The 16,832-nt window shown below is 69.1% G+C and carries 14 protein-coding genes; 5 read left to right on the forward strand and 9 right to left on the reverse strand.

Annotation, left to right across the window (positions count from 1 at the left end):
* Positions 1-299 precede the first annotated feature (299 nt).
* Positions 300-926, forward strand: coding sequence for a fasciclin domain-containing protein (locus tag ABJF88_08880; protein MEP0547033.1), 627 nt, complete (start codon positions 300-302; stop codon positions 924-926).
* Between the two features lie 184 nt (positions 927-1,110).
* On the opposite strand, the gene ABJF88_08885 is transcribed toward ABJF88_08880, so the two are convergent.
* Positions 1,111-2,763, reverse strand: coding sequence for an amidohydrolase (locus ABJF88_08885; protein MEP0547034.1), 1,653 nt, complete (start codon positions 2,761-2,763; stop codon positions 1,111-1,113).
* Between the two features lie 192 nt (positions 2,764-2,955).
* On the opposite strand from ABJF88_08885, the gene ABJF88_08890 reads away from it, so the two are divergent.
* Positions 2,956-3,480 carry a methylated-DNA--[protein]-cysteine S-methyltransferase gene (locus tag ABJF88_08890; GenBank protein ID MEP0547035.1) on the forward strand — a complete coding sequence of 175 codons (525 nt, stop codon included), beginning with the start codon at positions 2,956-2,958 and terminating at the stop codon, positions 3,478-3,480.
* Positions 3,481-3,493: 13 nt separating this feature from the next.
* Positions 3,494-4,072, forward strand: coding sequence for a hypothetical protein (locus ABJF88_08895; protein MEP0547036.1), 579 nt, complete (start codon positions 3,494-3,496; stop codon positions 4,070-4,072).
* A 1-nt stretch (position 4,073) separates the two neighbouring features.
* Here the strand turns inward: ABJF88_08895 and dtd are convergent, their stop codons facing one another.
* Together dtd and rdgB are read right to left on the reverse strand one after the other, a co-directional pair.
* Positions 4,074-4,526 (reverse strand): D-aminoacyl-tRNA deacylase, encoded by a 453-nt coding sequence (gene dtd, locus ABJF88_08900; protein ID MEP0547037.1) that lies wholly within the window; start codon positions 4,524-4,526, stop codon positions 4,074-4,076.
* A 102-nt stretch (positions 4,527-4,628) separates the two neighbouring features.
* The gene (gene rdgB / locus ABJF88_08905; GenBank protein MEP0547038.1) at positions 4,629-5,222 is read right to left on the reverse strand and encodes an RdgB/HAM1 family non-canonical purine NTP pyrophosphatase; all 594 of its coding nucleotides are present in this window, start codon (positions 5,220-5,222) and stop codon (positions 4,629-4,631) included.
* Between the two features lie 203 nt (positions 5,223-5,425).
* Here rdgB and rpsU point away from each other — a divergent pair, with 203 nt between their 5' ends.
* A complete protein-coding gene (rpsU, locus tag ABJF88_08910; GenBank protein ID MEP0547039.1) occupies positions 5,426-5,617 on the forward strand; it encodes a 30S ribosomal protein S21 in 192 nt (63 codons plus the stop codon).
* Between the two features lie 258 nt (positions 5,618-5,875).
* On the opposite strand, the gene ABJF88_08915 is transcribed toward rpsU, so the two are convergent.
* Together ABJF88_08915 and ABJF88_08920 are read right to left on the reverse strand one after the other, a co-directional pair.
* Positions 5,876-9,637: a multifunctional oxoglutarate decarboxylase/oxoglutarate dehydrogenase thiamine pyrophosphate-binding subunit/dihydrolipoyllysine-residue succinyltransferase subunit gene (locus tag ABJF88_08915; GenBank protein ID MEP0547040.1), complete on the reverse strand. Its 3,762-nt coding sequence runs from the start codon at positions 9,635-9,637 to the stop codon at positions 5,876-5,878.
* 98 nt (positions 9,638-9,735) lie between these two features.
* On the reverse strand, positions 9,736-10,713 hold the full coding sequence (locus ABJF88_08920; GenBank protein MEP0547041.1) for an NAD-dependent epimerase/dehydratase family protein: 978 nt from the start codon (positions 10,711-10,713) through the stop codon (positions 9,736-9,738).
* Positions 10,714-10,818: 105 nt separating this feature from the next.
* On the opposite strand from ABJF88_08920, the gene ABJF88_08925 reads away from it, so the two are divergent.
* Positions 10,819-11,160, forward strand: a complete 342-nt coding sequence (locus ABJF88_08925; GenBank protein ID MEP0547042.1) for a hypothetical protein — start codon at positions 10,819-10,821, stop codon at positions 11,158-11,160.
* Positions 11,161-11,177: 17 nt separating this feature from the next.
* On the opposite strand, the gene rlmD is transcribed toward ABJF88_08925, so the two are convergent.
* The 4 genes from rlmD to ABJF88_08945 all read right to left on the reverse strand — a co-directional run bounded on the left by rlmD (position 11,178) and on the right by ABJF88_08945 (position 16,701).
* Positions 11,178-12,605, reverse strand: coding sequence for a 23S rRNA (uracil(1939)-C(5))-methyltransferase RlmD (gene rlmD / locus ABJF88_08930; GenBank protein ID MEP0547043.1), 1,428 nt, complete (start codon positions 12,603-12,605; stop codon positions 11,178-11,180).
* Between the two features lie 75 nt (positions 12,606-12,680).
* A complete protein-coding gene (locus ABJF88_08935; GenBank protein ID MEP0547044.1) occupies positions 12,681-15,071 on the reverse strand; it encodes a BamA/TamA family outer membrane protein in 2,391 nt (796 codons plus the stop codon).
* A 34-nt stretch (positions 15,072-15,105) separates the two neighbouring features.
* Positions 15,106-15,324 carry a DUF2795 domain-containing protein gene (locus tag ABJF88_08940; GenBank protein MEP0547045.1) on the reverse strand — a complete coding sequence of 73 codons (219 nt, stop codon included), beginning with the start codon at positions 15,322-15,324 and terminating at the stop codon, positions 15,106-15,108.
* Between the two features lie 402 nt (positions 15,325-15,726).
* Positions 15,727-16,701, reverse strand: coding sequence for a peptidoglycan DD-metalloendopeptidase family protein (locus tag ABJF88_08945; protein ID MEP0547046.1), 975 nt, complete (start codon positions 16,699-16,701; stop codon positions 15,727-15,729).
* Positions 16,702-16,832 lie beyond the last annotated feature (131 nt).

A 16,832-nucleotide genomic window follows, 5' to 3' on the forward strand; every position in this document is an offset into this window, starting at 1 on the left:
ACCTCGTTACTCCATCCATTTCGAACAGGAACCCGTGGGGGCTGTTCCGTGCCCCATTGGAAGGAACGACACGGATGCGCCGCGCCCAAACAATCGCAGAGTATTTCTCCCGATGATCTCGGATCCCATAAAAATAGCTTTTCTGAGCCGATACGCTGGCTTTCATCAGCTAACGCTCAGGCTATGCTCATGGAGAGACAGCGGACGGCGGCGTAGGATGGGACCACTCGCTCGCCGGGTCCCGGCCAGCGCCCCCCCACCCCAGCGTTCGCCCACCACGCACGACTTCCCCTGCTTCTATGAAACCCACCACGTTCCCCCTCGCCGCGCTGCTTGCCCTGCTGCTCGCCGCCCCCGTCAGCCTCGCCCAGGGCGACGCCGCCGAGCTTCAGGCCCAGGCCGCCCAGGAAGACATCGTCACCACCCTCGTCGATCGGGGCGACTTCACGATCCTCGTCGACGCCCTCCGCTCCACCGGCCTCGACGCGGCCCTCGCGTCCGGCGAGGCGTTTACCCTCTTCGCCCCCACCGACGCCGCGTTCGCGAAGCTGCCCGCCGGCACGCTCGAAGGGCTGACGCCCGAGCAGCTCACCGGCATCCTCCGCTACCACGTGCTAGTCGGCGCCGCCTCCTCGGAGGACGCCGCTGCGCTCGACGCCGCCCCCTCGGTGCAGGGTAGCGACCTCACGTTCTACGCCTCCGACGCCGGCCTCACCGTGAACGGCGCCGCGATCACTGAAGCCGACGTGCAGGCTTCGAACGGCGTCATCCACGTAATCGACACCGTCCTCCTCCCCGAAGCTGATGCCCCGATGGACGACGACATGATGGATGAGGAGATGCACGAAGAGCACATGGACAAGGAGATGATGGACGACGCGGACACCTCCGCCGACCAGAGCCTCCCCACTGACGACCAGCGCTGAGCCCAGCGGAACCGAGCGTCCCGTCCGTGCGACACACGACCTGAGCCCCCGCGTGTCACCCACCACCACGGATCACCTCTGACGCCTCGGTCGACGCAAGCCTGTCGTCAGCAAAGCCCTCGCGCCCAGCCCCGTAAGGCTGCCGGCGCGAGGGCTTCTCTTATGTCGCTGCGCTTCGGTTCCGCTACAGCCCGCCGTAGATCGGCGCGCCGTCGAGGAAGGTCGCCACGACGTCGGTCTCCAGAATCTCGGGCGCGGGCACGGTCATGATGTCGCGGGAGAGCACGACGAAATCGGCGCGCTTGCCCGGTTCGAGCGAGCCGACCGCGTCCTCCATGAACGCGGCGTAGGCGGCGTCGAGGGTGAAGCCGCGGAGGGCCTCGGCCCGCGTGAGGCGCTGATCGGGGAACCACCCGCCGTCGGGCCGCTGCTCGGCGTCCTGCCGGGTGATGGCGGCGTAGAACCCGAGGAGCGGGCTGACCTGCTCGACGGGGAAGTCGGAGCCGAGCGCGAGGCGAGCGCCGCTGTCGAGGAACGTCCGCCACGCGTACCCGCCCTCAATGCGGGCCGGCCCGACGCGGGCCTCGGCCCACGGCATGTCGCTCGTCGCGTGCGTCGGCTGCATCGAGGCGATGATGCCGAGCGGGGCGAAGCGGGCGATGTCGTCCGGCGTCACGACGATTTGAGCGTGCTCGATGCGGTGGCGGCCCGGCCCGCCGCCCGTCGCCGCGATCGCGCGCTCGTAGGTGTCGAGCACGATCCGGTTGGCGCGGTCGCCGATGGCGTGGGTGTTCACCTGCAGATCGCAGCGCATCGCCCGCTCCACGATCCCGCCGAACGCATCGGGCGGGGTGACGAGGAGCCCCGCGTTGCCGGGGTCGTCGCTGTAGTCTTCGAGAAGAGCCGCGCCCCGGCTGCCGAGCGCGCCGTCCATGTACAGCTTGACGGAGCGGACGGTGAGCCGCCCGGCGTAGTCGACGAGCGGGCCGGTCTCGCAGAAGTGGTCCAGCGTCTCGCCCGCCCCGCCGATCATCGCGTAGAGCCGGATCGGAAACTGCCCGACGTCGGCGGCGGCGAGGTAGAGCGAGATTGTCGGGAGGTCGACGCCTGCTTCGTGCACGCCGGTGAGGCCGTAGCGTGCCGTCTCGGCGAGGGCGCGCTCCATCCGAAGCTGCCGCTCCACCTCCGTCGGCGGCGGGATGAGGCCTCCGACGAGCGGCATCGCGGCGTCGACGAACACGCCCGTCGGGCGGCCATCAGCATCGCGGACGATGCGCCCCCCCTCGGGATCGGGCATCGCATCGAGGCTGTCCACGAGCGCGAGCGCGGCCGAGTTCGCCCACGCGGCGTGCCCGTCGATGCGGCGGATCCACACAGGCCGGTCGGGGAAGGCGGCGTCGAGATCGGCGGCGGTGGGGAACGCGCCGTCGCCACCCCAGTCGTTCTGGTCCCAGCCGCGCCCCGTCACCCACGCGCTGTCGGGGAGCGTGAGCGCGAAGCGTTGCAAACGCTCGACGACATCCGCTTTCGAGACCGTTCCCACGAGGTCGGCCTGCAGCAGCGACGCCCCGAGATTCATCAGGTGGGCGTGCGCGTCGATGAGGCCGGGGACAACGGTGCGGCCTTCGGCGTCGAGGCGCCGGGCGTCGGGGTAGGCCGCGAGCACGTCGGCCTCGGAGCCGACGGCGAGGATCTGTCCGCCGTCGAACGCGAGCGCCTCGGCCGTAGGCTGCGCCGGATCGACGGTGTAAATCGTGGCGTTGTGGAGCACGGTGGGCTGCGCCTGCGCCGCGACGGCGGGCAGCGTGAGAAGGGCGAGCAGGAGGAGTCGGATCATGGTGGTCGGGAGCGAGCGGTGGAGAGGAGAGCGAAGATACAGGTCCCGTTATCACCTGCGGCGGCGGTGCGTCGGCTCGATGCACCCTCCATTCATCGGGTGGTACGAACCGCTCGCACATGTCACGGTCGGATGCCGCATATTGCCCTTGCGCCCGCCCGACAAAACCGTCACCTTTACCGCCGCCACCCGATGCCCGACCTCCGCCCCGAAGCCGTCTACTGGACGCCGTTCACGACCCCGCTCGGCACGGCCTTCGCCGCGTCGACGCGCGCGGGCCTCTGCCGGCTGACGCTCCCGGAGGAGACCGAAGCCCACTTCACCGTCTGGCTCCACGACCACTTCGCCCCCGATCAGATCCGCCCCCACCCCGAACCGAACCTTGACGTGATCGAGCAGATCGACGCATACTGGAAGGGCGCGCGAACCAGGTTCGAGCTGCGGCTCGACCTGCGCGGCACGCCGTTTCAGCGCGCCGTGTGGGACCGGCTGCTGCGGATCCCGTTCGGGCAGACGGTGACGTACAGCGAGCTCGCCGACGCGGCAGGCGCGCCGCAGGGGTATCAGGCGGCGGGCGCGGCCGTCGGGCAGAACCCCGTTCGCCTCGTCGTCCCCTGCCACCGCGTGCTCGGCGCGGACGGCGGGCTGACGGGCTTCGCATCGGGCATCCCGACGAAGCAATGGCTCCTCCGCCACGAAGGCGCTCTCCTCCTCTAACGCCTCTCGCTCCGTGATCTCCTCCCTCCGCACTCTCGCGCTGCTCGGCCTCCTCGTCGCCACGGGGTGCAGCGGGCCGAAGCCGGGTCCGCCGCCGCCGGCCCCCGCCGAGGCCGGGCTCGACCCGCATTACGAGCGGGCCTACGCCGCGCTCCGCGTCCACCCCGCCGTGCAGGCCTTCGCCGCGAAGCACCTCGACCCGTCGGAACCGATGGCGATCGAAGTCTCCTCCGAGCTCGTCCCGACAGACTACGCCCTCCTCGCCCCGGCCGTGCTCCAGGCCGACGGCCCGACCGCCTCGCCCGACCGCCTCGCCGCCGTCCGCGACTCCCTCGCCGGCCTCGCCACCGCCGACCGCTTCACGCCGGTCACCGACGACGCCCTCCCCCTCCTCTCGATGCGGCAGCAGCGCCCGCTCGTCCTCTTCTTCAACCGGATGAGCGACGGTCGCCTCGGCGCCCAACTCTACCCGAATCCGTACCGCCGCCGCTCGTACGAAACCGTCCGCGACGGCGCGCCCGGCCTCGTCCTCCTCGTCCTCTTCGACGGCGGCAGCGTGGCGCGGGTCTACGTCGAAGAGATCGAGCCGTGAGCTACACCTCGCGCCGCCGCTCCACCCACAGCGTCACCGGGCCGTCGTTCGCCAGCCGCACGTCCATGTGCGCGCCGAAGACGCCCGTCGGCACCGACCGGCCGAGGAGGTCGCCGAGCGCCGCGACGAACGCTTCGTAGAGCGCCTCCGCCTGCTCCGGCGGAGCCGATTCTACGAACGACGGCCGGTTGCCCTTACGCGTGTCGCCGTAGAGCGTGAACTGTGAGACGACAAGCGCCTCGCCGCCGGTGTCGAGGAGCGAGCGGTTCATGCGCCCCTCGTCGTCGGGGAAGATGCGGAGGTTGGCGACTTTGTTGACGACCCACGCCAGTTCGGCGTCGGTGTCGTCGCGGTGCACGCCGAGGAGGACGAGCAGGCCCGGCCCGATCGCCCCGGTCACGTCGCCGTCGACGGTGACGCTCGCTTCAGAAACACGTTGTACGAGGGCCACCATCGGTGCGAGTCGAAAGAGGACAAGAGCGAAACGAGAGAAGGACCGACGGCTGCCTGACCGCGGTGCCCGTAGAGACGCAGCATGCTGCGTCTCGAGGAATGGCTACTGCGTCTCCGACAGGCGGCCGTGCAGCCACGCTTCGAACGCCCGGAGCGCGCGACCTCGGTGGCTGATCTGGTTCTTAGCCTCGGCCGGCATCTCGGCGAACGTCCGCGTCTCGCCCTCGGGCTCGAACAAAGCATCGTATCCGAAGCCGCCTTCGCCGCGCTCAGCCTCCGTGATCTGCCCCTCGCAGACGCCGTCGAAGCACCGCACATCGTCGCCGTCGGCAAAAGCGAGCACGGTGCGAAAGCGGGCCGCTCGGTCGTCGGCACCGGTGAGGTCGCGGAGGAGACGGGCGCGATTCGCTTCGGCATCCGCCTCGGGGCCGGCGAAGCGGGCGGAGTGGACGCCGGGCGCCCCGTCGAGCGCGTCGACTTCGAGCCCGGTGTCGTCGGCGAGCGACGGCAGGCCGGTGTGGGCATGCAGCGCTTCAGCTTTCTTCCGGGCGTTGCCTCTGAGCGTCGGCGCGTCCTCTTCTACCTCGGGCGCGCCCTCTACTTCGGCGGCGCTGATGAGGTCGACGGGGAGATCGGCGAGGAGGGCGCGGAGCTCGGCGACTTTGCCGGGGTTGCGGGTGGCGAGGACGATGCGCACAGGCGAGGATGATGCGGTGGAAGGAGCCCGAAGATAGCGGCGGCTCGCGCGTCAGGGCACCCCTCCCATCACGGCCGATGGAACACCCCGCACCTTCGTTCCGTTTTCAATGTCTCTAAGCGCGCAAGCGTTGCCATCGGCCCGCGCGCGTGCTATTTTAGGAAGCTCTCAATTGTTCACCCTGCACCCACTCGGAGGTCACGTTGTCCGTAGGCATCAAAGTTCGTGATAAGGAATCCATCGACCGCGCCCTGCGCCGCTTCAAGCGCGCCGTGAACCGTAGCCGCATCCTGCGCATCTACCGCGGCAACATGGCTTTCGTGAAGCCCTCCGAGGAGCGCCGCCTCGCCAAGGAGAAGGCGATGCGCAACGCCCGCAAGCGCCGCCACTACTAGGCCGCGCTCGCCCCTCCCCCTTTGAGAAAGGGCGGCTCCGACCGAGTTCGGAGCCGCCCTTTTCAGGTTCGCGCTGCACGCAACGAGCGCCGCGCTCTGTTGAGATGCTCTCTTCTTTGTCACCCTGAGCTTGTCGAAGGATCTCTCCGAGGCACCGCGTTGCTATCAGAGATGGGCTTCGCCGAGCCCTGCGGGGTTCCTCGGCTGCGCTCGGGATGACACGGAGGAGTGTTCAACTGTTAACAGAGTGACGCCGCGTCAGCCCTCGACGGTGAGGGCCTCGGTGACGATCCGGTCCTGCTGCGCGGCGTGGACGCGGGCGCTGCCCGTCGCCGGACTCGCACTCGCCACGCGGCCGACGTACTCGAGCCGGACGCAGCAGTCGTCGTGCTGGGCTTTGATGAGGGCGTCGAACCGGGGCGCGACGAACGTCCACGCGCCCATGTTCTGCGGCTCCTCCTGCACCCAGCGGATGTCCTGCACGTGCCCGAACCGCTTGAGCTCGGCCGCGACGTCCTCGTCGGGGAACGGGTAGAACTGCTCCAGCCGCGCGATCGCGACCTCGGCGGGATTGTCCAGCTCCTCGCGGGCTTTGAGCAGGTCGTAGTAGACCTTCCCGCTGCAGAACAGCAGGCGCTTCGCCGCGCCCGGCTCGGTCTCGGCGGGGAACAGCTCGTGGAACGTGCCCTCGGCCAGCTCTTCGGCCGTGGCGACGACGGCGGGGTGGCGGAGCAGGCTCTTCGGCGTCATCACGACGAGCGGCTTGCCGACCTCCCGCTTCATCTGCCGCCGCAGCGCGTGGAAGTAGTTCGCCGGCGTCGAGAAGTTGGCGACGATGATGTTCTCCTCGGCGCAGGCCTGGAGGAAGCGTTCGAGCCGGGCCGACGAGTGCTCCGGCCCCTGCCCTTCGTACCCGTGCGGGAGCAGCATCACGAGGCGGCACGACTGGTTCCACTTCTCCTCGGCCGCCGTGATGAACTGGTCGATCATGATCTGCGCGCCGTTGACGAAGTCGCCGAACTGCGCTTCCCACAGCACGAGCGCGTCGGGCGTCGCGACGGAGTAGCCGTACTCGAAGCCGAGCGCGGCATATTCCGAAAGCAGGCTGTCGTAGACCTGGAACTGCGCCTGCTCGTCCGCGATGTGGTTGAGCGGGATGTAGAGGTGAGCGTCCTCCTGGTCGTGGAGCACGACGTGGCGCTGGCTGAACGTGCCGCGCCCGGAGTCCTGCCCGCTGAGCCGGACGGGCGTCCCCTCGCGCAGGAGCGTCCCGAAGGCGAGCGTCTCGGCGAAGGCCCAGTCGATCTTCCCGCTCGTGAACTGCTCGTCCTTCCGCTCGATCAGCCGACCGAGCTTGGGGTGGACGTGGAAGCTCTCAGGAAGGTCGATGATTGCGCGGACGACCTCGTCGAGCACGCTACGCGCGACCGTCGTGTCGACGTTCCGCGACGCGACGGAGACGGGCGACTCCTCGGTGAACACCGCGACAGCCGTGTCCTGCTCTTCCGTCAGCTCCTTCGTGTCCTCGAAGGCCTGCTGGAGCTTGGCGTGGAAGTCGTCGAGCATCTGCTCGGCGGCGGCGGGGTCGAGGTCGCCGCGCCGGAGGAGGAGCTCGGTGTACTTCTTCCGCACCGAGCGGTGGCCCTTGATCTTGCCGTACATCAGCGGCTGCGTGTAGCTTGGCTCGTCGCCCTCGTTGTGGCCATGCTGGCGGTAGCAAACCATGTCGATGACGACGTCCTTTTTGAACACCTGCCGGTAATCGAGCGCGAGCCGGGCGACGCGGATCGCGGCCTCGGGGTCGTCGCCGTTGACGTGGAAGATCGGGGCCTGGATCATCCGCGCGATGTCGGTGGCGTAGGCCGACGAGCGCGCGTGCATCGGGAGCGTCGTGAACCCGATCTGGTTGTTGACGACGATGTGGACCGTGCCGCCGGTCTTGTAGCCGTCGAGCTGGGAGAGGTTGAGCGTCTCGGCGACGACGCCCTGCCCGGCGAACGCGGCGTCGCCGTGGATGAGGATGGGGAGCACCTCGTCGCGGTTCGTGTCGCCGCGCTGCTGCTGCTTGGCGCGGACCATGCCTTCGACCACGGGGTTGACCGCTTCGAGGTGGCTCGGGTTGCCGGCGAGCGTGAGGTCGACGGTCGTCCCGCTCGGCGCGTGGTGCGTGCCGTGGGCGCCGAGGTGGTACTTCACGTCGCCCGAGCCGTGGGACGTGCCGATGTCGAGGTTGCCCTCGAACTCGCCGAAGATGGCGGAGTACGGCTTGCCCATCACGTTCGCGAGCACGTTGAGCCGGCCGCGGTGCGCCATCCCGATCACGGCCTCGTCCACCTCCTGATCGGCCGCGTCCGAGAGGATCTGGTCGAGGATGGGGATGAGCGTCTCGGCCCCTTCGAGCGAGAAGCGCTTGTGGCCGATGTACTTCGTGTGGATGAACCGCTCGAACGCCTCGGCGGCGTTGAGCCGGTCGAGGATGCGCTTCTTCTGGTCGAGCGAGATCGGGTCCATCATCCGCTGCGGCTCGATCCGCTCGATGAGCCACCGCTTCTCGGTCGGGTCCGAGATGTGCATGAACTCCACCCCGACATGGCGGGTGTAGGTCTCCCACACCACGTCGAGGATCTCGCGGAGCGGGAGCACGTCCTTGCCCCCGAGCCCGCCGCCGACGGTGCCGACGCCGCCCGTCGCGAACGCCCGGTCGAGGTCCCAGATCGTGAGGCCGTAGGACGCCGGGTCGAGCTCGTCGTGCTGGCGGAGGTCGCCGCCGAGGGGGTTGAGGTCGGCCATGAGGTGGCCGCGCACGCGGTACGCCCGGATGAGCTGGAGCACGCGCGCCTGCTTCTCGACGAGCGCCTGCTCGTCGGTCTTGCCGAGGACGGGCGTGGTGTCGGCGCTCATCTTGAGCGGCGGCATCGTCAGGCCGAGCTCTTTGAAGACGCGCTCGTAGAACCCGTGCTTGCCCGTGAGGAGGGCGCCGACGTAGGCGAGGAACTCCCCGCTCTCGGCGCCCTGGATCACGCGATGGTCGTAGGTGCTCGTGATCGTCATGACCTCGCTGATGCCGAGGCGCGAGACCTCGGTGGGCGGGAGCGCGAGGAACTCCGGCGGGTAGCCGATGCTCCCGACGGCGAGGATGAGGCCCTGCCCCTGCATCAGCCGCGGCACGCTCATCACCGTCCCGATCATGCCGGGGTTCGTGAGCGTCGCCGTCGTGCCCTGGAAGTCGGCGATCTCGAGCTTGCCGTCGCGGGCGCGGCGGACGATGTCGTTGTAGGCGCCGAGGAAGGTCGGGAACGTCATCGTCTGGGCATCGCGGACGTTCGGCACCATCAGCGTGCGCTGCCCGTTCTTCCGCTCGACATCGATCGCGAGCCCGAAGTTGACGCTGGCGGGCTCGACGCGTTCGAGCGTGGAACTCCCGTCATCGGCGATCTCGCGGCGGAAGGCGTGATTCATCGCCGGATACTTCTTCAGCGATTCGACGAGAGCGTAGGCGATGAGGTGCGTGAACGACACCTTCTCGCCGCCGACGGTCCGCTGGTAGTCGTTGATGAGCCGGCGGTTCTCGGCCATCAGCTTGACCGGGATCTGCCGCGCGGAGGTCGCCGTCGGGATTTCGAGGCTGGCCTCCATGTTCTCGACGATCCGCGCGGCAGCGCCCCGGAGCGGGACGCGCTCGGCGCCATCGGGCACGGGCGGCGAGGCCTTCTCGGCGGGCGCTTTCGCCTGCGGCGTCGGCGCCGCGGTCGACGCGCCGTCGCCCGAGGGTTTGGCCGCACGGGCCTCCACCTTCGGCTCGGCGAGTTGGGGCGGCTCGGCCGTGGCGGCATCGCCGTCGGAGGCGGAGGCGGGGGGATGGAACGTGGGGCCCGGCTTGTAGTCGGCGAAGAACTCGCGCCAGCGCTCGCTGACGGACTCGGGGTTTTCGAGGTACTGAGCGTACAGCTCTTCGACGTAGCCAGAGTTGAATCCGAAGGTGCTCACGGCAGGGGATTCGGTTGCGTGATGGGGAGCGATGCCCCCGTTCGGGGGCGCGGGTGGAAGGTACGCCGCCCGATGGGCAGAGATTCCCAAAGAAACGCCGTAGCCGATCGACGGGGTCGCCTTCCGTCCCCTCAGAGCCAGCCCTCGGCGCGGTACCACGCCACCGTCTCGCGCATCCCCTCCTCCAGTCCGACCGTCTGCCGGTAGCCCACATCGTGCAGCGCCTTCGCCGGCGAGCACAGCCACGCTGCCTTCGCCTCGCGCGCCTTCTCCCGGTTCAGCGGCGGATACGTCCCCGTCAGCTTCCCCACGCCTTCCACCGCCGCGCCGACGAGCCCGACGAGCGGACGGGGCACGTTCAGCTTGAACGCCCCGTGCCCGAGCGCGCCGAGGATCGCGTCGCGGATCTCGTTCCACGAATAGTACGTGTCGGACCCGAGGAAGTACGTCTCCCCCGCCGTCGCGTCCGACTCGGCGACGTCGGCCATGCCGCGCACCAGGTCGCGGACGTGGACGAGCGAGAGCTGGGGCTTCCACCCGTCGCCGACGATGGGAAACACGCGCTGCCGGTCGGCCGCTTTGATGATCGTGAAGATGTCGGCTTCGCGCGGGCCGTAGACCGCCGGCGGCCGGACGATCGTGACGGGCAGATCGCGGTAGCGCTCCTGCACGACGGCCTCCATCTTCTCTTTGCTCCGGCCGTAGCGCGTGATCGGGCGGAGCGGGTCGGCCTCGGTGAGCGGACGCTCGCGGCTCGGCCCGCACGCGGCGAGCGACGAGGTGACGACGACCTTCCCCAGCTCCGGCGCGGCCTCGCGCACGGCGTCGAGCAGGTTCACCGTCCCGTCCACGTTCGCCCGGTCGAGCGCCTCCTGCGTCTCGGCCCGCGTCAGCCCGGCGACGTGGTAGACGACGTCGACGCCGCGCACGCCCTCGCGCAGCGCGGCGGCGTCGAAGAGGTCGCCTTGGACGGGTGTGATCGGCAGCCCGTCGAGCCACTTCAGCTCGGAGCGGACGAGGCAGCGCACTTCGTCGTAGCCCCGACGCCGCAGTTCCTCGACGAGGTGGCTGCCGACAAACCCGGTCCCGCCGGTGACGAATGCACGCATCGTGATGTGGTTAGTGTCTCTCCCGAAAATACGAGCCGGAACCGCACGCGTCCCCCGTCCATCCAACCCGTCTCCTCTCGCCCGCCCCTCTCCTCCGCTCGTCCCATGCCCATCATCCCACCCATCGTCCTCGCCCTCGGCGCACTCATCGGCCTCGCCATGGCCATCGCCCACTTCCGCGGGAAGACATCGCCCCAGGCGATCGGCTACCTCCACGGCGCGTTCACCGTCGGCGGCGTCCTGCTCTTCCTCGCCGTCCTCCTCGACGGCGAGACCGAAGTGGGGAATGGCTGGCTCATCCTCGGCCTCTTCGTGCTCGCCGCCCTCGGCGGCGGCTACCTCCACTACCGCAAGCATAATGACAAGCCGTGGCCGGCCGCCGTTATCCTCGCCCACGGCGGCCTCGCCCTCACCGCTCTCGTTCTCCTCTTCCTCTGGGTCCGCTGAGCGCTCGCCCTCGCGCATCACACTGCTTGGAGCTTCGCGACGGTCTCGACGTGGTGCGTGTGCGGGAAGAGGTCGACGGGCTGCACGGCTTCGATGCGGTAGTGGTCCTTCAGGAGCGCGAGGTCGCGCGCCTGCGTCTGCGGGTTGCAGCTCACGTAGACGAACCGCTCGGGCCGGAGCCGGGCGATCTGCTCGACGACCTTCGGGTGCATCCCCGCGCGCGGCGGGTCGACGATGAGCACGTCCGGCCGCCCGTGCGTCTCCACGAAGTCCGGCGTGAACAGCTTCAGCATGTCGCCCGCGACGAACGTGCAGTTTTCGACGCCGTTTGCCGCCGCGTTCGCGTGCGCATTCGCGATCGCCTCCTCTACGAGTTCGACGCCGACGACGTGGCGGACGTGCTCGGAGACGTAGAGCGAGATCGACCCCGCGCCGCAGTAGAGATCGTAGACGAGGTCGTCGGGCTGGAAGTCGGCGAACTCGGTGGCGAGAGCGTAGAGCTTCTCGGCTTGGCGTGTATTCGTCTGAAAGAACGCATTCGGCGCGATCTCGAACGTGTAGTCCCCGATCCGGTCGTGGACGACGCCGGGGCCGAAGACGGTCACGATCTCCTCGCCGAAGGCCGTCTGCGCGACGCCCGTGTTGATCGTGTTGACGAACGTCGTCGTCTCGGGAAACTCGGCGCGGAGGAAGGCGGCGAACTGCGCCATCCGCTCGTCGTCGCGGCCGTTCGTGACGAGGTTCACCATCCGCTCGTCGGTGTTCGCAGGCGTGCGGAGGACGAGGTGGCGGAGGAAGCCGGTCTGCTTGTGCACGTCCCACGGCGTCCACCCGTGCTCCTTCGCGAAGGCGCGCGTGGCGTTGACGAGGTTCGCGCTCCACTCCGACTGGAGGTAGCACGCCTTGAGGTCGAGGACTTTATCGTAGCGCCCGGGGACGTGGAGGCCGAGCGCGAAGTCGCGGTCGAAGTCGGTGCCGGAGGCGATCTCCCAATCCGTCAGCCAGCGGTGCGCGGCGAAGGAGAACTCCATCTTGTTGCGGTAGAAATAGAGTTCGTCGGCCCCGATCGTCGGGCGGACTTCGACGTCGGCGAAGCCGCCGGTGTGACGGAGCGCATCCTCGACGCTCTGCCGCTTCGCATCACGCTGCGCGTCATACTGCACGTGCTGCCACTTGCAGCCGCCGCAGGCGTCGAAGTACTCGCAGCGTGGCGTGGTGCGGAGCGGACTCGGCTCCAATACTTCGAGCAGACGGGCCTCACCGAAACCGCGCTTTCGCTTGAACAGCTTCGCGCGGACGCGGTCGCCCGGCACCGCCCCCGCGACGAACACGACGTAGCCGTCAAGCCGCGCGAGGGACTTCCCCCGGTCGGCGAACTTCTCGATGTCGATGTCGAGCGTGGCGCCGCGCTGGGGGCGTTGTGCGGGAGGTCGGTTCGTTGCCATAGGTCTGTCTGTTATCGTTGATCCCACCGTAGAGACGCAGCATGCTGCATCTCTACCTCTCGGTTGGACACCGCGCTAAAACGCTTGGCCGATGCCGAAGTGGAAGAGCGGGCGGTTGCCTTCGGGGAAGAGGCCGGTTCCGGCGACGGGCGAGTGGACCTGCCAGCCGAGGTCGAACCGGAGAATGAGGAAGTCCCACGCCACGCGCAGCCCGGTCCCGGCCCCGACGGCGATCTCGTCGTAGAACGAGTCCAACCGGAACTGGCCGTCGGGGTTGCCGGGGTTGCGCGGGCCGAACCACACGTTCCCCGCGTCGGAGAAGAGGGCGAGCGACCAGTTCGCGGCGAAGAGATCACGGAGCAGGATCGTGCGCAGTTCGAGCCCGAACTCCAGCTTGACGTCGCCGCCCTGCACGAAGGCGGCCTCGCCCGGCAGCACGCCGCCCGGCCCGAGCGTGCGAAGCTGCCACCCGCGCACGCTGTTGGCCCCACCGACGTAGAATCGCCGGTCGAACGGCACCACGGGCGCATCACCCGTCGGGTGCGCGATGCCGACGATGGCTTTCATCGCAAGCGTCGAGAGCCGCCCGAGCGGCCGGTACTCGCGCACGTCGGCGACGAAGCGGACGTACTGCCGGTATTCCAGCCGGCTCGATCCGCCGAAGATGGGGAGGCCGGGCAGGGTTCCTTCGAGCGTGTCGGGCGAGAAGACGAAGCGGTCGAGGAGGTACGGGAGGTTGCCCCCGGCCTCGACGGCGACCTCGCGCGCGTGGCCCCGGTCCCGCCGGAAGAGGTCGGCGGTGACGGCGCGGAGCGTGTAGCGAAAGGCGTTGTTGACTTGGGGCCGGGTGTAGTCTTCGAGCACGAACGCGCGGGCGACGGGGTCTTCGACGAGGTCGAGGAACTCGTTCGCGAAGCCGCTGAGCGTGTCGGGGTCGGAGAGGCGGAAGTCAACGATGTCGAGGAGCGACGAGAGCGTCGGCGTGTGCTGGACCTCGAGGCGGAGCCCGGCGCTCGCGCGGCCCCGGATGATCAGGCGAAGCTCGTCGCGCCGCGCCGTGAGGAAGCCGAGCGAGAGCTGCGTTCGCGTGTTGAACGGGCGGAGCGCGCGCTCGATGAAGCCGAACGGGGGCACGAGGTAGGGGTACGCGAGCGAGGTCGTGACCTCAGCCTGCGCCGTGGGAAACTCGCCGAACTCGCCCGCCACCGACCCGCTCGCGCGCACGCCGAACGCTTCGCCGCCGCCGAACGCGTTCGCATTCCGGTACGCCGCGCCGACGCCGAAGCCGAGCTCGTCGCCGCCGAGGTTGCTGCCCTCCGGCGTGAGGAGCCCCGTCCGCTGGAGCACGAACCCCTCGAGCCGGATGTTGTGGCGCCGCCGCGTCCGCAGCCCGATGCGGTGCGCGATCCGCGGCATCGAATCCGTCGCGGCCCCCCCGCCGGTGCGGGGCAGGCTGTCGGCGAGCGGCGTGATCTCGCTGAACGAGAAGACGCCGGTGCGTTCCAGTCGCCGTTTCGTGGCGAGCAGCTCGCTCCGATCGTAGGTCTCGCCCGGCCGGAACCGGAGCGAGCGCAGGAGGAGGCCGGGCTCGAGCGACTCCTCGCCCTCGTAGCGCACCGTCACGAGGCCATCGCCGAGCTGCAGCGTGTCGGTGCGCGGCGGTGCCTCTTCCGGCCCCGTCACCTCGAAGCGCACGTCGCCGAAGTCGTAGCGCGGGCCGGGGCGGACGCGGAAGGCGATGTCGAACGCGCGGGGTCCGGCCTCGAACGCGACGGCCTGGATCGAGTCGCGGGTGATGCGGGCAAAGCCTTCGTCGCGCAGGAACGTGAGGAGGCGCCGGCGCTCTTCCAACAGGGCCGGCTCCGAAAAGCGCTGGTCGCGTGCGGCGAACGCGAGCGTGTCGGCGCCACGGATCTCGTCGAGCTGCAGCGTCGTGCCCCGCGCGAATCGGCGTCGCGCGTCGGCGTCGAGCGCGCCCAACCCTTCGTAGCGCACGGTCTCGATCGTGCTCGGCGCGCCCAGCGCCGTGTGGAACCGAACGCGCACGGCGTCCGGCCTGACCGGGTCCACGGAGGCGGTCACGCTCGCGTCCCGGAATCCCTCTTGCCGGTAGAGCAGTTCGAGCCGCGCCCGATCCGCTTCAACGTCTTCAGGCTCGAGCACCGCTGGAGGCTCCCCGCTGCGCTCGAAGGCCCGCGCGATGGGGCGGGGGAAGATGCCGGCGGTGCCGAGTCGGTAGGTCCAGAGCCCCGGCGTGAGGCCGGGGATGCCGAGGAAGCGGCGGTTCGGCCGGGTCTGCAGCAGCTCCTGTAAGATCTCGGCGTCGAACGGGCCGAGGTCGCCGGTGAGGCGAACCGACGTGATGCGCTGGGGCTCGGGAGGGCCGGACTGCGCGGCGGCCGGCGCGGCGAGCGAAGCCCCGAGGGCCACCGTCAGCAAGCAGAGGAAGAGCGCGAGGCGTCGCACGAGGGGTCGGGGGCACGCCGCCGGATGCGGACGGCTACTCGTCCTCGTAGTAGAAATCGTCGTTGTTGATCGGGTAATCCGGCCAGATCTCCTCGATGCTCTCGTAGGGCTCCCCATCGTCGTCCATCTCGGTCAGGTTCTGCCTGACTTCGAGCGGCGCGCCGGTCCGATCACAGTAGTCGATGAGCTCGTCCTTCGTGGCCGGCCACGGGGCGTCTTCGAGATACGCCGCAAGCTCCAGCGTCCAGTACATAGGGGGAGGGGAATCTTTGAAAAGAGGCGGGCAGCCCGTCGGTCGGGCGTGGGCTGCACGATAAAGCGATTGCAGGGCAAAAGCAACCGCGCGCTATCTGTTCCCGCAATCTAGATGAAGTCCCCGGTTAACGGCCTCGGCTCGCCCCTCCCCGTGTCCCAGAGACGGTTTGGTAACGGGTCAAGAAGCCCTCCCCCTGGACAGGGGGAGTCCCGCGCAACGGGGAGGGGGTAGATCAGGCCGAGCATCCGCCCTCGTCCACCACCCCTATCCCCTCCTGTCCAGGAGGGGGACTCCATCTCAATGGTCACTAAACAGTCTCTCAGGGGACACTCGCTGCATAAAAAGAGCGGAACGCAGGGCCGCTGCGTTCCGCTCGGAAACTCGGTGGCGACGTTCGACTCAGTCGAGCGGCGCGTTCTCGCTCTCTGCCACCCGAACCAGCTCGTGGTACTCGGAGGGCCGGACGCCCGGCGCGAAGGAGTAGATCGGGTTGACCGCTTCGTCGTTGAGGCGGCGGATCTCGTAGTGGAGGTGCGGGGACGTGGAGAGCCCCGTATTCCCGCTCTTCCCGATCACGTCGCCGCGCTCGACGCGCGCGCCGGGGCGGATGCCCTCGGGGATCTCCGAGAGGTGGGCGTAGAGCGTGACGCGCTTCGCCTTCGGGTGGCGGATGCGAACGTTCAACCCGTAGCCCGAACTCACGCCGGCGAACGCGATGACGCCGTCGCCCGTGGCGTAGACCGACGTGCCGGTGGGGATCGAGAAGTCAACGCCCGCGTGCATCTTGTAGACGCGGTGGATGGGGTGCTTCCGCATCCCGAACCCGCTCGTGAGCGGCCCCGAGGTCGGGAGGATGGCGGGCATCTGCGGGATCGCCTCGGCGCGCTCCGCGGCGAGGTCGATCAGCTCGTCGTAGCTCGAACGCTGCAGCGAGACCTGCCGCTCCAGCTTCTCGAGGGCGTTGTCGTTGTCGCGGAGGAGGCGGCTCGTGGACTCGGCGAAGCCGTCGAACTCCGTCGAACTCGCGCCGCCGACGCCGACCTGCCGGACCTCGTCCGAGATCGGGTCCGCCTGGAAGATGGTGCGGTAGAGGTCGCGGTCCGTCTCCGCCAACTCGTCGAGCCGCTCCGAGAGTTCGGTGAAGCGCTGCCCATTCGTGGTGAGCTGCTGCTGGAGCGCGCGGTTCTCCTGCGCGAGAGCGACCTCTTTCGGCGTGGAGCTGGTCTCGTAGACCGCCCACATCCCGGCACCGGCGAGGACAACCGCGAGGGCCAGCACGACGGCCGAGTGAAGGAGCACCTTGTGAGGCTTAGGCTGGACCTCTACGAACGTGCAGGCTTCGTGGTCGTAGTAGTAGTAATTGTTTTTGGGCATAAACGGGCGAGCGGCTGGGGTGGCGAGTGGTGGGGCTCGCTCTCCGTGCTCAACGCGCCGGCCGGGGCGAGGCCAGAGCAACCTGAAACCCGTGGAGGGGTGCGTTCAGGACGGAGACACGGGGTGCAGTG

The organism is Rhodothermales bacterium, from assembly GCA_039944855.1.
Taxonomy (GTDB): domain Bacteria; phylum Bacteroidota; class Rhodothermia; order Rhodothermales; family JANQRZ01; genus JBBSMX01.

Excerpts from the sequence above, each read along its gene's own strand:
- ABJF88_08880 (MEP0547033.1), top strand. The coding sequence starts at position 300 with ATGAAACCCACCACGTTCCCCCTCGCCGCGCTGCTTGCCCTGCTGCTC.
- ABJF88_08885 (MEP0547034.1), bottom strand. The coding sequence starts at position 2,763 with ATGATCCGACTCCTCCTGCTCGCCCTTCTCACGCTGCCCGCCGTCGCG.
- ABJF88_08890 (MEP0547035.1), top strand. The coding sequence starts at position 2,956 with ATGCCCGACCTCCGCCCCGAAGCCGTCTACTGGACGCCGTTCACGACC.
- dtd (MEP0547037.1), bottom strand. The coding sequence starts at position 4,526 with ATGGTGGCCCTCGTACAACGTGTTTCTGAAGCGAGCGTCACCGTCGAC.
- ABJF88_08920 (MEP0547041.1), bottom strand. The coding sequence starts at position 10,713 with ATGCGTGCATTCGTCACCGGCGGGACCGGGTTTGTCGGCAGCCACCTC.
- ABJF88_08925 (MEP0547042.1), top strand. The coding sequence starts at position 10,819 with ATGCCCATCATCCCACCCATCGTCCTCGCCCTCGGCGCACTCATCGGC.
- rlmD (MEP0547043.1), bottom strand. The coding sequence starts at position 12,605 with ATGGCAACGAACCGACCTCCCGCACAACGCCCCCAGCGCGGCGCCACG.
- ABJF88_08940 (MEP0547045.1), bottom strand. The coding sequence starts at position 15,324 with ATGTACTGGACGCTGGAGCTTGCGGCGTATCTCGAAGACGCCCCGTGG.
- ABJF88_08945 (MEP0547046.1), bottom strand. The coding sequence starts at position 16,701 with ATGCCCAAAAACAATTACTACTACTACGACCACGAAGCCTGCACGTTC.